Genomic DNA, 13,824 nt, shown 5'->3' on the forward strand with positions numbered 1-13,824 from the left:
GTCGCTCTATCAGTTAAATCAAACAACTGCTGTAACAAATAAATACCTGATGAGAGTACGCGCTTACAAGGTCTACTCGTCTAATAGCAGCCACACTTAGGTCGCTTTAATTCCGAGAGAACCATCTCAAGCAACACTTCCCAAGGTAAATGTTGTCCTAAAATTATGATTTCAGCTCTGAAAGTATAAGTTCAGGGTATGTTAAAAACATTGCTCGCAATAATGAAATAGCTAATACTTGATATGAAAATAATTTAGTCAAGCCGAAGAGATGTATTATTATTCCAAAGATGAGTTATTTTAACATCGATACTGTCTCCTATTATGAAAAATCTGCCAAGATGTTCAAGCTCCTGATAGAGACAAAATATACGATAAGTATACTTATGGTTTGGTTGATCTTGGATTTATCGCACCCTAAATCGGTTTAAATAGCGTATTAATTCAAATGGCTGAAGACTTGACAGCTATTAATAACTCAATGCCGGACTAATATTTAATACTATAAGTATAGATCTTTCTTATTAGAAAGACATGAAATACGTTTATAAATATCTATAGGTCGTTTCTTTTAAAATAAATTTTCTATTAGTAAGAACTTTATAATAAATTTTATAATTAAAATTTATTAGTATGTAAATAATTTATATTGATTAATTTTAAATCATTTATATACTTTTTTTATCAAATAGTATAAAATATATCACTTTAGGTTAATATTTGATATTTATATTATGAATTTATTAGATAACTTAGTGACTTCTTATGCAGGAATGCCAGGAAAATTTGATAACAATGATGATAACAATCAAGCTATTGAACTTTATTATCTCTTAATCAAAATAAACAAGATGTTAACTTTGCAAGTTGACACAATTGCTTATGATGACGAACAAATAGAAAAATTTGATACCTTCTTATCTAGTTATCTTAAAATACTTAATGAAATAGCGCAAAGGCCAATTAAAGGGCCGAGAACACATTTTTTATTATCAAAAAGTTTACCAGCTTTGGATGAGGCATTGAAAGATTTAAAGAAAGCTTTAGAAGATAAAAAAGTTGATTTAGAAAAAGAGAATGACAACGAAAAACTAGAGAAATTAAAAGAGCAAGAGTGCTATGTGACAAATTTTGAAGAAAACTTATTAATTTTTAAACAAAATTTAATGAAAGCAATAGATGGTTCTTCAAAGAGCCTTCAAGTTGAAAGTAATCAAAATGTAGATTTTTCTTTTGGTAACAGAACAGACGTTATCGGAAGAGATCCTTATAATTTACGTGCATTTCTTGAGCAAAATGAAGAACCAAGAATTGAACTTCTTAATCATCTAGCTCCGCAATTAAACACCGAACCTAACTATATACCACACATTTTTCATACTATTTGGCTTGGCAGTGAATGGCCAGCTTTAGGGGTACGAGAAATGACCTTTGCTAATAACACTAAAGGCGCTTACACGATTGATTATTTGGAGGAAAATGTAGCCTCAATTAAGGAAACCAATCCAAATGCTGCGCATTTATTTTGGACTGATAGAGATATTATTCCTGATTCGATGCAGCGCTGGTGTGATGATAGAGGCATTAAAATTGTCAAAATTCAGACCATTTTTCCTTTAAAGGGTGATCCATTAGAAAAAGAGCTATACACGCTTTATCTTAATGAAAAAGCCCGGCAAAGTTATGCAGCAGCAGCTGATATATTAAGACTAATGATATTGCGTGTCACGCCTGGTATTTATCTGGATATTGATATTAAAGTAGAAAGAAAATTGGAGGAAATTGCAGCCAAATATGGCATAAGACTTAATTTAGGAGGGGTTAAATATAGCAATAGCTTTTCTCCTACGAGGGAAGGACTCTGTAATAATGATATTATAATGGCTAATAAGCATGGAAAAGAAACTTTAGATGAGTTTTGTTATGAAGTAATAAAAAAATACCACAAAACATATGCTGAGATCTTTATAAATGATGTTCCAGTGGACTCACATGTGATTCGTTATCAAAAACAATTTAAAGATATTCCTTATTATTACTTGTATAAAACAACTCCAATGTTAACTACAGGGCCGCAAATTATTGGAGAATATTACGAAAATAATAGTCTTAACCGAAATTTTAGCGATCATAACGTTAGTGATGCCCCTTTTTTCATGGAAAATGTACAAACTTGGATAAGGAAAGAAGGAGATGGGTATTCTAATAAAACATTAGCATTTACGTTTGAGAACCGAGAATTAGCAATAAAACATATTGTTACTTATATTTTGTATGATTTAAAAAGAGAGCCTCGGGTTTTACGGCTAGATAATTATAAAGCGCCTCTAGAGCAATATAATATTGGCGATATAGTTATCCAAATATTATTTACACATGCTGGTGATGAACTTAGCGAGATAGAGTCTATTGTAGGTTTTAAGGAATTTTGTAAAGATTCTAATACAGCAGAGGCCGTATTTAATGCTGTAAAAAAAGGGCAGGCACCCAAATTAAACCTTGAACCTCTTCTATTTAATTTAGACAATAGGCAAGTAGCGATCCATCGTGTCGTTACAGATCTACTCCAAGATCTAACAAACGACCCCGGTGTTTTACATCTCGACAAATATCAAGAACTCTTAAAGAAATATAATATTGGGGACGAAGTCGTCCAAATATTGTTTACGCATGCTAATGATAAACTTAAAGAGGTAAAGTCTATCGTAGGATTAGATAAGTTTTGCACAGAGCCTAGTACTGCAAATATTTTAACAAATGCTATGAGAGAAGGTCAGCTACCCGCACTTAATCCTCAGTCATTAAATGATTTTTTTAGAGCACTAGATATTAATAACCTTAAGACTCTTAAAGATAAAACAGAAATTTCTAAAATATATATAAATAATTTAAATCAAATTTTAAATCTTATTGATTCACATACTTATGAGTTAGATGGTAGAGGTGAAAAAATAGGTGAAAAAAATTACTCAATAGGTGCTTTTAGAATAAGAAATATTATTACAATGGCTTTAGCTCATGCGAATGCTGGAAACATAATTTCACATAATCAATATTCTTCTATTGTAAAAGAAGTAGAATTTGACTTATTGAAAAAACGAGAAGTAGACGCTGGTTTTTTTGGCCAAGGTAAAATACATAAATCCACAGTTAATTTATACCAAGAAATAATTCAATCTCTTTATCCAATGGTTAAATCAGAAAAATCTGCTAACTTGGTGAATGAAGCTAATGAATCTTATATTTTTAGTAAAGGACTAGGACCACAGATTTAAATGTGTTTGCTAATTATTTTACAAAATTTGAATCTAAATTAAGATAACTAAGCTAGCAGTGAAATTCAGAGTGACCCAAATTTATAAGACAAATTAAATCGCATAATTTGTTTATTAAATCGGATGTTGTACGAGCCAATTTTTAGTATAGTACAGCCTATCTAGTTGCTTTACATGATTATTTAAGTCAGTTAATACTATTTTCAGGAGCCATCTATTAGAAAAGCCTCTAAACAAAAGTTAATTGCAATGTATAGCTTTTATAGTTTTTTAATTATTTCATTTAATTATTAGAGACTGGGGTAATTAATAGTCAAAACAATTACCTCTTTTCTTTTTTAAATTACTGAACATAAACGACCGGGTATGGAACTACCCCTAACCTACTCGCAAATATCCATAAATCAGTCACTTAATTGTTAATTTATTTAATGTCACCTAAACATTAAGAATCTATTAAATATAAATTATATTGCGTTTTATTGTTTGAGAAATATAAAGATTTATCCTTAATAAGAGCCATTTAGGCTCGTATTGGAAATCAAGCTTTCTCTAACCTATACTTTTAAAAGATTATGCATAAACAATGGGTGGAGGGCTTAGGATGCGTGGAAAGCCTGATAAACCAGAAGGCGGGAAACAAGAAGTAGGCGATGGAGAAGATAACAAATTAGTAGAACAAACATCAATAGGTAAGACCTCATTTAGTATATTTTCAGAACCCTCCTCTGATTCTAAGCAGCAACAATATGATAAAAATGAAGAACTTGTTTTTTGTCCAAACACTAAAGGTTTATCTACTGCTTGGCCTATAGCTTTTTTAATTTCCTTAGAAGCAATTTCTCAACGTTTATGCCTCTCGTTATATGAAATGAAAAATGAGAAAAAATTGACAAGTTGTTTTAGTGTACTTTCTGAGCTTCAGGAAGATAAAGTTAAAGATTTTACTTCAACAGAAATCCAATTTAATGTTAAGGATATTCAACATGTCTTAACTGAGAATCTGGACTTATTATTATTTCTTGGGCTAGATAAGGCAGATATAGACAAAATTGCAAATCTTTTTTGTAATAAACAACCTAATCAAGAGCGTAACTTATTGAAGAATCTATCAGATGCTATTGAAGAAGTAATGAATAACAAAAGCATCTCCACCTCTTTTCAAAGTTTATCTTATAATGCGACATTGATAAATGCTAGATTGCTTAAGGAAGGCAAAATAAATAATGCTTATGAATTAATGATGATATGCGCTGTCCAACGAAGATTAATAGCGGATGTTTTAAAACAAGAATATAAGGATCTTTTTGGTTTATATCGAGATATTCGTGAAACTAAGGAGGAGCGAGCTGTTACTCCCTTATCAGTACCTAGTGGACGATACGAAGATCAAGTTCCATATATAAAAAATTTATTAACAAAATTAAAGGGCATTAGACCAGACGGAGTTTACAGTGAGTATGTTATTTCAACTATCTTCCCCAAGATGATTGTGTTACTAAAACAGGGTGATACTGGTGTGCTACCACTTAATGAAAATTTAGATAATATAGGCACAGGAAATTATAATCTTTATCTTCGTTCTGCTAAATTAAAAGATGTTGAAACTATTCTTCTGCCGCTTAAAGAGATTAATTTAAAAAAGTTACAACTATTATCTGATGAAGATTTCTTCATTGCACTAGGAGGTATTTATCAGGCAATTGCAGATGCATGTCCCTTTTCTCGTGGTTCTGCCTCAATCGCGCAAATGGTTATTTGTTCACTTATGAAAAGCGTTGGGAAACCACTTCTTCCTTTTAGTCAAGAGATAAATATTAATCCAGATATTCTCTCTTCTTTATTATCTAAAGAGGAATTCACCAAGAGCTTTATTGGTTTATTTGATAAGAAGCAATTATCGGAAGGTGATAACTTACAAACTACAGTGGCTCCAAAATAAGAATGCTTATCTTTATAGAGCAGGAACAAGAACAGATGAAAATCATGCATGAGTTGGAACGTATTTCCTAATGATTAAATTTAAATTTTTTAAAATTAAAAACTCCCTTATTAGAGTTATTTAAACTGCTGTAAGCTTCTGATATTTCAAGGGGAGCATTGGCAGCCAAACTTCCATCTTCTTTTAACCAGCCCAATATTACACAAGCAAACCTAGTTCGGTTATTTTTCGCTGCAGCATGTTCTAATATTTTAACTAATGATTCATGTCCTTTAATTGAAGTAGGATGTTTAAAAAATCCAGATTTTTTTTCTTGCATAAGTAATTCTTTATGAGTAGAAAAAAATTTCTTCAGGTGATTTTCTTCTAAACTTGTTTTAGTTAAATCATTACTTAAAATAATTAATGCAGAATTATTGTTATTATTTTGAGCTCGCTCTTTAGACTGACTAATTTTTTGTAGAGACAATAAAGATTCTTCAATTTTTTTAAAGTCGCTAACCGCTTTATCAATATTTGCGCGTTTATCTTCTAACAGTTGTACCATGCATTCTAAAGCTTCATAAATAGTATTTTTATCAATGCTATTTAAACCATCAATATTACTAAATAAATCCTCTAAGATGCCTGCTACACCACTTACGAAATAACTAAAATTATTAACTCGATAAGTGTCATTAGTCCCTCCCCAAAGCTGTACTAATATTCTTCCCATAGAATAAATATCACTTTTGGAGCTAATTTTCCCCCAATTATTTATTACTTCAGGAGCGGAGTATACAGGCGTCCCTGCTCCGCCATTATTAGACTGATTTGTAGCAATACTAAGACCATAATCAATAATATTAACGACCATAGGTGAGCCAAACTCCACCATGATATTAGATGGTTTAATATCCCGATGGATAATATTTTTTTCTATAACTTGTTCTTTTAAAGCTTTTAGTAAGGCCACGCTTAATTGTGCACGTTCCGTAAGTGTTAAAGTTCGGATACCTTCTCGGTCTTCCTTTAAAATTACGCGTAGCTCTTTTCCCTTTAACTGTTTCATCCGGGTAAAACTACAATTTTTTTCCTCTATTATGGTTGGTTTTTTAATTGCAAGATGATCTGCTTTTTTAGAGAAACCATATTCTTTAATCACTGAACTAATTGGATTTTTTTCGGAGTGAAATTGTAATTTAACAACTCTTCGACTGCCATCTTTCTTACTGGTTTTTTTAAAAAAGGTATTATTTTGACTAAACTTTACCGTATTCTTAATTAATTTTATTGTACCGAAAGTGCCTTTACCAATGGCTTGCTTATTGCTAATTACTTCATAACTTATGGAAGCGTTTTTCCCTTCACGTTGATAAATATCATTCTTAAACCGATAAACTACACCATTAAAAGTGTAATCTGTATTTTTTTCCCAATACTTAATACCTTGCTTAGCTTGGCTTTCAAAAAACTTATGTAACTCTTGTGTTTCTTCGGGCGTAAGCTGTCCATTTTTTAAATTAATAAGTTTAGACATTTAAATAAAAAATTATAAATTTACTTTAATTTTAATAAATGAACATTAAGATTGTATTAACTAAACGCTTATATTGATAGTAGAGAACCTTATTTTTATGATTTAAGAAAAGAATTATTTTTGATAAAATGATGAACAGAAAATAATTTTAAAAAACTTTCTGATTATTATTATTATTCTAACCCGAAAATACTCCTACCTCCATAAATCGTAGAGACCTCCCTTTCATGCTCAATGATTTGTTCTATTGGTGGTCCGGTAACAATATATCGTTCTAATTCATATGCTTGTTTATCCAGCTGTTTAATAGCCTCTAATTTTTCAGTTTGACCTAATTTTGCATTTTGAACGGCGGTTTTCAAAACACGGATGGTCTCATCATATACCTTCAAAGGAACAGGAAATGGATGGCGATCTTTGCCTCCATGAGCAATAGAAAAACGCGCTGGATCAGCAAACCGATAGGGAGCGCCATGAATGACTTCAGCTACCATGGCAAGAGCAAGTATTGTTCTAGCACCAACTTTAGGGGTTAGAAGAAGGTCAGCAAAATCTTTAGGGCCGCGTTCAATAGCAGCAGCTATGTTACCATGTAAACGGCGAGAAGAAATATTTTCAGCTTTTAACTCATGGTTTGCAGGCATGTCAAGCTTTCCCTTACTTACAATGAGTGATGAGAGACTATTTTCATATTTTGATGCTTCTTCTAAAATACGTTGAGGAGAAAGCGTCTTTAAAATATCGATTTGTTTTATTCGAGACTCTTTGGCTCTTTCATCGGTTAAATTTATAATATTTCCTTGATTGTGTCCTTCTAATGCCGCATGAGGCGCATCGATAAAACTATTAAGTCCTTCAGATAACCAATGATATCTTCGGGCTTGTTTGTTTACCGTGTTCATGCCCTGCTGAATCACCGTCCATTTTCCTTCATCAGTCACAATAAAACTATGCAAATAAAGATCAAATCCATCTTGGACAGCGGCACTATCAACTTTAGCTACAAGTCGACTTATTTGTGCGAGGGACTGACCGTTAAAACCTACACTGGACGCAATATTCTCAAGTTCTAATGGCGTTTGACGTGAGTATTTACCGCGACCACCGCACACATACACACCCAATTCATTTGCCATCGGCATCAAGCCTCGTTTAAGAGCACCAATAACACTCGTTGTTATGCCCGAGGAATGCCAATCCATACCCATGACCGCACCAAAAGATTGAAACCAAAATGGATTAGATAAACGTCGAAGAAACTCATCCCGGCCATAATGTTGTATGATTGCCTGACTTATAATTGCACCTAATTTAGCCATGCGAGAGGCAAGCCAATTGGGTACTTGACCATAATGCAATGGTAAATTAGCGATACCAGTTTTTTGAACCATAGCTACTTAATAAAAAGCAAAGTAATTAAATTATAGCAACATGCAATATTAATAAACACGAGATCGCCTAAAAATTAATTCTTATATCTTCTCAGCGAATCAATTTTCTTTAGGCCCTAACCAATTTGCAATAGTTTAACGTAATGTCCTAAGCGTAATGGAGTAACGCAATGCTTTTACAGGCGGTATACGATGTTCCCATTCCCAACGAATTTCATCTTTTAAAATATATACAGAACAAGGTTCTAAAATTAATTTGATTTGCTCTTGTTTATTAGTTCTTTTTCTGAAATAGATGATCGTAGGATTTAAAAGTGAAATGCCAATAACTTCCTTAAAAGCCGGAGCATCACGATGCCAATTAATACCTGCGAGAATCGGATATTCAGTTATTAATATTTCATCAATATGATTAGAGGATTTATCTAATAAATTAGCAGCGCTGGTTATTGTTTTTTGGAGAAAAAAAGGCGGTGGCGTTGTGGGTTTAACCGTTCTACTTTCATAATGATAATCTAAGCCAAAATGCACGACTCGGCGTTTAGCCACCTGGCCAAATAAAGACACCTTTTGCCATGATAGGTTTTGAATATGTTGAATTAAGCTTTTTTCTTCCTCTTTACTTATAAAATGCTGAAAATAAGCTAATCCTAAAGTATTTAGATAGTCTGGTGTAGTCATAAAAATATTAAATTCCTTTAAATTTTAAGTATAGACCTAGTACCTAAAAGGCAGAGGCCTAACTATTAGAAAACAAAGGTTCGCAAATTATGATAGGTCATGAAAGTAGGTTGAGGTGGGGTTTTCAATCCATTTTGTAAACTGCAATAAAAATGTATATAACAACTTAATCAGTAATATATCGATTGCACTTTCGACTTAACTTTTATAATAATGATGCTTTTATTTTAAAGACTCTTGAGTAAGAGCTTAAAACTTTTTTTATAACTTTCGCAAGTTCAATTTAACCACACCAAGATGGCTTATGTAAAAAACTATGATTAATAACTTACCTAAAGAAATAAGACTTTACATGTTTTCTTTTTTTACGCGTCAACAGCTAGGTAGACTATCCTCTGTATCTAAACAAACTAAAGAAGAGGTTGAAGATGATTGTCTATGGAAAGAGCAATTTATTACGAAAGATTTACAACAATATTTAGGCCTTTCAGCGAAAGAAATAGTTAAAAAATATAATCCATTATTTCAGTTGCCTAACAATAATTTACTTGCGCGTTTAGCTCACAATCAACTGTCCTTACTAGATTTACAAAAACAATTAAGCGGTTGCGTTGACTTAGAATACATCGATTATAATTTCCCCTTATCTGTTTATTTTGTTGATGCAACTAGGCTTACTACAGTCAATTCAATTTGGGTAACAAGACATGTACAATCTTTAATAAATAAATGCCAAATTCAGTTTCAAGAATATACGTTACACATGAAGCATATTCGTCAATCTCTTTTTACCGCTTATGATTATATTGCGGGGTTTATGGAAGATGCGCTATGCCTTTTCATAAAAGCTAGCTCAATAGAGCAGATAAGGAGTTGCTGTGAACGATTACAAAACTTCTATCATGGTGCAAATATCTTAAATATGATTATTACTCATAAAAAAACATTTGATATTATTATTGAAACACCTCAAAAAAAATTTCAATTTTCTAATAAACATCCTTATTCGTTTTTTGCACAAGAAAATAGACTGTTTCTCATTGATAATATTCAAAAGCGTAAAATTATTTTGGCCGAAAATTTTGAGAAAATAAGAAATCAATTACCAACATTAATTGATTTAATAAATGATGAGCAAGAGTTATCGCAAGCTGAGTTTAAAAGTATATTAGAAGAAATAGCTCAATTCTGCCCAGAAACAGTTAAATCAGAAGATTACTCATTGTTATCTCCACCGCCCATGGTTATTAATGCTACAGACGCTTGTTATTCTGAATTGGTAAGTTTAAAAGATGAATTAAACTATAATATCGTTGGGATTATACCAGGTGATTTTTCATGTAAGAAATTAAGAGCTGAATCAGAAAATGTTGGCTTTATAGGAAAAGAGACTAAATTATTTGAAGTATTATATACATTAACAGAACTTGCATTGCCGCCAAAACCCAAGCATGAGGAAAAAGTACTGGATACCTCTAGATTCTGCCAAATAATTTAGAATAAAGATCATAAATTTATGAGCTGTATTATAAATAATATTCGATATTTAAAGCGCTTTCTTAGAACGAGCCTTAATTAGTTATATTTGCTTCATTCTAACCAACGTCATCTTTATCATAATTAGCATAAACTTTAATTGCTTTCATTTTGTCATCTAAAAGCATTACTTCGGAAGCTAATAATCCGCGATTAATTTTGTAATATATGACAATCGTTTTGGGCGAGGTAAATACATCTAACAATTGGAAATGCAGAGTTGAAAATTTCTTTAATTGCTTAGTAAAGTAATCACGAAGATTATCTTTGCCCTGGACAATACCACGTTCATCACCAAGCACTTTTTGTACCACTGGCGAACAAAATTCGATGGCGTCAGCATAATGGGTCATAATTAAATCTACATCATGTTTATTCCAAGCATCGAGCCAGTCTAAAGCAAATTGCCACGCTATCTTTCTATTAATCATATAAAACTTTCCTCATTATTTCTGGCAGAAAACTCGTAAAGCAGAATGCTTCACATAGGAATGATTTTTTTCAATGTGTGCAATATCTAGAATTTTAAATCGCGCGTTATTTAAAAGTACTTTTAATTCCTGCGCTGTGTAATAAGATAAATATTTTTTGATATCACCCTTATAACGTGTGTCTACCTCAAGTCCTTCGCCAGTACCCTGCTTTAAAGCCAAATAAAAATAACCGCCTTTTTTTAAAATCTTATTTATAGTCATTAAAATTTCAGGAAGAACATTTTTGGGTATATGCCCTAAAGAGCAAGCTGACCATACGCCATCAAATGAGGATTCTGAAAAACTTAGTTCCTCAATATCCATTATTTTGAAAGTAGCTAGTGGCGCATGCTCTTTTGCAATTGCAAGCAATTCAGGACAAAAATCAATACCGGTTACTGTAAATCCCTTCTCTGAAAAAATTTTTGCATCTCGACCAGAACCGCAGCCAATATCTATAATAGTTCCTTTAGGGGGAAGCAAGGATGCTAGTTTGTCAATTGACTGATTTGGTGCAAGCTGCATAACATTTTTGGCAAATTCTTTAGCAGTTAGTTGATAACTTACTTTGGTTATATCTTTATAAGATTGCATTGAGTCACTCATTTTACGCATACTTAGCAAATTTTCTACATCTGATTGTACAGTAAAGAAATTTATAATGACAACTAGCGCTTGTCTTTCCAATCAGAAAAGAACTTGCTAATAAAAGACTAATAAAGGCAAAAGCTAAATGATTTTCTAGTATTCGAGTCCCCTAAACTTTAGTAAGATTAAACTATAATGGAATAATTTGTTTGGGATTTAGGATGATCATATCTTCTTCTTTAGATTACCGAATTGCTGCAAAACGTAAATTACCGCGCTTTTTATTTGATTATATTGATGGTGGTGCCTATACAGAGCAAACGTTGCGGGCAAATATGGTCGATCTTCAGCGCATGTTATTAAAGCAGCGCGTTCTTAGAAAAATCGATAAATTAAATCTTGAAGTAGAACTTTTCAAAGAAAAATTAAATATACCGATTATCTTAGGCCCTGTAGGTCTAACTGGCATGTATGCCCGTCGCGGCGAAGTTAAGGCTGCAAAAGCTGCCGCAAAAAAAGGGATTCCATTTGTCCTATCCACAGTGTCAGTGTGTTCTTTGGAAGAAGTTTCTGCCCAAAGCCCAAAACCTATTTGGTTCCAACTTTATGTCCTTAAAGATCGTGGCTTTATGAAACATGTTCTCGAAAGAGCGCAAGCTGCAGGCATCCATAATTTGGTGTTTACTGTAGATATGCCTATGCCAGGTGCAAGATATCGTGATGCCCATTCAGGGTTATCTGGTCCATTTAGAAAATCTAGGCGAATGTTACAAGTGTTGTTTAAGCCCGAATGGGCTTTACAAGTTGGCATGTTGGGCCGACCGCATAGTTTAGGAAATATCTCAGCTTACATGAACCAACCCATTGGTTTAGAGGATTATATGGGATGGCTAAATAAAAATTTTGATCCCTCTATTAGTTGGGCTGATTTAGAATGGATACGAAATTTTTGGAAAGGCCCTATGCTTATAAAAGGGATTTTAGACGCTAAAGATGCCCGAGAGGCGCTAAAATTAGGTGCTGATGGGATTATTGTTTCAAATCATGGCGGGCGTCAATTGGATGGGGCTTTATCTACGACTAAAGCACTTCCCCCTATAACAGACGCTGTTGGAGACGATCTAACTATTTTAGTTGATTCAGGTATCCGCTCAGGGCTTGATGTCGTTCGTATGCTAGCTTTAGGGGCAAAAGCTGTTTTATTGGGAAGATCATTTATTTATGCTTTAGCAGCTAAGGGACAAGAAGGCGTAGAAAATTTATTGGATATTTTTACTGCTGAAATGCAAATTGCGATGACCTTGACAGGAATTAATTCAATTTCACAAATCAATCAGTCTATTCTTATTCTAGAATAGATGCTGTAAAAATCTAAGCTATAAAACGAATGCTATGCTCTTCGCTTGCCTTAGATTTTATTGGCCATAACTGACCCTTTTAGTAATACTTTATGTGCAATATTTCCTTTAATTTATTTTCTATTTTTAGGTAAAATAACTATACAATAATTCGTTGTAACAAAATTACTTATTTTTAAACTTCATACTTTAAAAATCTTATACTCCCACTCTCATAGCAAATGCTTCATTTGGGTCTGGAGGCATGGCCCCTATTTCTAAATCTAAAACTTTAACTTTTTCTGCAGATACAACATATGGGCAGTTTAAGTGAGTTGCATGGGCAAATAAATTATAATGGCTTTCGACATTTTGTGTTTCAATTAATCCGATTGCTGGATCATAAATAATCCAGGTTCCATCATCCCAAATATCTCGAACAATAATACAATGATCACATTGATTAGTTGTTTTGACACCTAACATAATTATTTTAGATTTCAAATTCTCTTTGTAGTTAAACTTATTTGCGTGGGAAATCTCATCTAATTCTTTAATATCAGAATACAGATTATATAATGCGAGCGTTTTTATAATTGCCTCAGACTGCATTCCTCTTCGTTGAATTGAATTTCCACCAGGATTTAACATCCCGGCTAACTGCCGTTGCTCTATTAATTCTGCAATGAATGTTCTGCGATCAGCTTTTACCTCGGCAGGATGTGATTTATAGCCGAAAACAAATTGTTGGGTGACTAAACGTAAATAAGCTTCATTTACACAGTTATCTTCCCCAATAAGTTTAATAATATTAGCAATACAAGCTACAGCACAGGAAGAAACTCTTTCCTGCATGTAAATAGAATGAGTCTGGCCGCGCGAATCAATAAAATTTTTAAAAGGCATAAAATTTTATTAATAGTAAAGTTGGCTTTTATCTTATCATTTTATTCTTAATAAATTATTAAGTTAGCTTTAAGGCTTTAAAGAGAGTTCCTAAAATTAGGATTTGAGCTCTTAAAACTATAAGTGTAGCCGATTCTGAAAAATAGGATTAATAATATTTTTATTATGCATCAATT

At 32.6% G+C, this 13,824-nt stretch carries 10 protein-coding genes; 4 read left to right on the top strand and 6 right to left on the bottom strand.

Annotated elements, in window-relative coordinates:
* Positions 1–734: 734 nt before the first annotated feature.
* Complete coding sequence (locus DYH30_RS11135) at positions 735–3,275, top strand: glycosyltransferase (protein ID WP_115331726.1); 2,541 nt, start codon at positions 735–737, stop codon at positions 3,273–3,275.
* A gap of 604 nt (positions 3,276–3,879) precedes the next feature.
* Positions 3,880–5,217: a hypothetical protein gene (locus tag DYH30_RS11140; RefSeq protein ID WP_160116202.1), complete on the top strand. Its 1,338-nt coding sequence runs from the start codon at positions 3,880–3,882 to the stop codon at positions 5,215–5,217.
* Between the two features lie 67 nt (positions 5,218–5,284).
* Here the strand turns inward: DYH30_RS11140 and DYH30_RS11145 are convergent, their stop codons facing one another.
* The 3 genes from DYH30_RS11145 to DYH30_RS11155 form a co-directional block, all read right to left on the bottom strand.
* On the bottom strand, positions 5,285–6,736 hold the full coding sequence (locus tag DYH30_RS11145; protein ID WP_115331728.1) for a protein kinase domain-containing protein: 1,452 nt from the start codon (positions 6,734–6,736) through the stop codon (positions 5,285–5,287).
* 173 nt (positions 6,737–6,909) lie between these two features.
* A complete protein-coding gene (locus DYH30_RS11150; protein WP_115331729.1) occupies positions 6,910–8,127 on the bottom strand; it encodes a DUF763 domain-containing protein in 1,218 nt (405 codons plus the stop codon).
* 135 nt (positions 8,128–8,262) lie between these two features.
* Positions 8,263–8,808, bottom strand: coding sequence for an alpha-ketoglutarate-dependent dioxygenase AlkB (locus DYH30_RS11155; RefSeq protein WP_115331730.1), 546 nt, complete (start codon positions 8,806–8,808; stop codon positions 8,263–8,265).
* Positions 8,809–9,124: 316 nt separating this feature from the next.
* Between DYH30_RS11155 and DYH30_RS11160 the strand changes: the two genes are divergently transcribed.
* Positions 9,125–10,306 (top strand): F-box protein, encoded by a 1,182-nt coding sequence (locus DYH30_RS11160; protein WP_115331731.1) that lies wholly within the window; start codon positions 9,125–9,127, stop codon positions 10,304–10,306.
* Between the two features lie 97 nt (positions 10,307–10,403).
* Here DYH30_RS11160 and DYH30_RS11165 read toward each other — a convergent pair whose 3' ends face one another.
* Together DYH30_RS11165 and DYH30_RS11170 are read right to left on the bottom strand one after the other, a co-directional pair.
* Complete coding sequence (locus DYH30_RS11165; protein WP_115331732.1) at positions 10,404–10,775, bottom strand: nuclear transport factor 2 family protein; 372 nt, start codon at positions 10,773–10,775, stop codon at positions 10,404–10,406.
* A 15-nt stretch (positions 10,776–10,790) separates the two neighbouring features.
* Positions 10,791–11,411 (bottom strand): class I SAM-dependent methyltransferase, encoded by a 621-nt coding sequence (locus DYH30_RS11170; protein WP_160116203.1) that lies wholly within the window; start codon positions 11,409–11,411, stop codon positions 10,791–10,793.
* A 215-nt stretch (positions 11,412–11,626) separates the two neighbouring features.
* On the opposite strand from DYH30_RS11170, the gene lldD reads away from it, so the two are divergent.
* Complete coding sequence (lldD, locus tag DYH30_RS11175; protein ID WP_115331734.1) at positions 11,627–12,763, top strand: FMN-dependent L-lactate dehydrogenase LldD; 1,137 nt, start codon at positions 11,627–11,629, stop codon at positions 12,761–12,763.
* Positions 12,764–12,961: 198 nt separating this feature from the next.
* On the opposite strand, the gene DYH30_RS11180 is transcribed toward lldD, so the two are convergent.
* The gene (locus tag DYH30_RS11180) at positions 12,962–13,648 is read right to left on the bottom strand and encodes a hypothetical protein (RefSeq protein WP_115331735.1); all 687 of its coding nucleotides are present in this window, start codon (positions 13,646–13,648) and stop codon (positions 12,962–12,964) included.
* Positions 13,649–13,824 lie beyond the last annotated feature (176 nt).

It is taken from the genome of Legionella busanensis, assembly GCF_900461525.1.
GTDB lineage: Bacteria > Pseudomonadota > Gammaproteobacteria > Legionellales > Legionellaceae > Legionella_C > Legionella_C busanensis.

Coding starts and splice junctions, on each gene's coding strand:
- DYH30_RS11135 (WP_115331726.1), top strand. CDS start 735: ATGAATTTATTAGATAACTTAGTGACTTCTTATGCAGGAATGCCAGGA.
- DYH30_RS11160 (WP_115331731.1), top strand. CDS start 9,125: ATGATTAATAACTTACCTAAAGAAATAAGACTTTACATGTTTTCTTTT.
- DYH30_RS11140 (WP_160116202.1), top strand. CDS start 3,880: ATGCGTGGAAAGCCTGATAAACCAGAAGGCGGGAAACAAGAAGTAGGC.
- DYH30_RS11180 (WP_115331735.1), bottom strand. CDS start 13,648: ATGCCTTTTAAAAATTTTATTGATTCGCGCGGCCAGACTCATTCTATT.
- DYH30_RS11165 (WP_115331732.1), bottom strand. CDS start 10,775: ATGATTAATAGAAAGATAGCGTGGCAATTTGCTTTAGACTGGCTCGAT.
- lldD (WP_115331734.1), top strand. CDS start 11,627: ATGATCATATCTTCTTCTTTAGATTACCGAATTGCTGCAAAACGTAAA.
- DYH30_RS11145 (WP_115331728.1), bottom strand. CDS start 6,736: ATGTCTAAACTTATTAATTTAAAAAATGGACAGCTTACGCCCGAAGAA.
- DYH30_RS11155 (WP_115331730.1), bottom strand. CDS start 8,808: ATGACTACACCAGACTATCTAAATACTTTAGGATTAGCTTATTTTCAG.
- DYH30_RS11170 (WP_160116203.1), bottom strand. CDS start 11,411: ATGCAATCTTATAAAGATATAACCAAAGTAAGTTATCAACTAACTGCT.
- DYH30_RS11150 (WP_115331729.1), bottom strand. CDS start 8,127: ATGGTTCAAAAAACTGGTATCGCTAATTTACCATTGCATTATGGTCAA.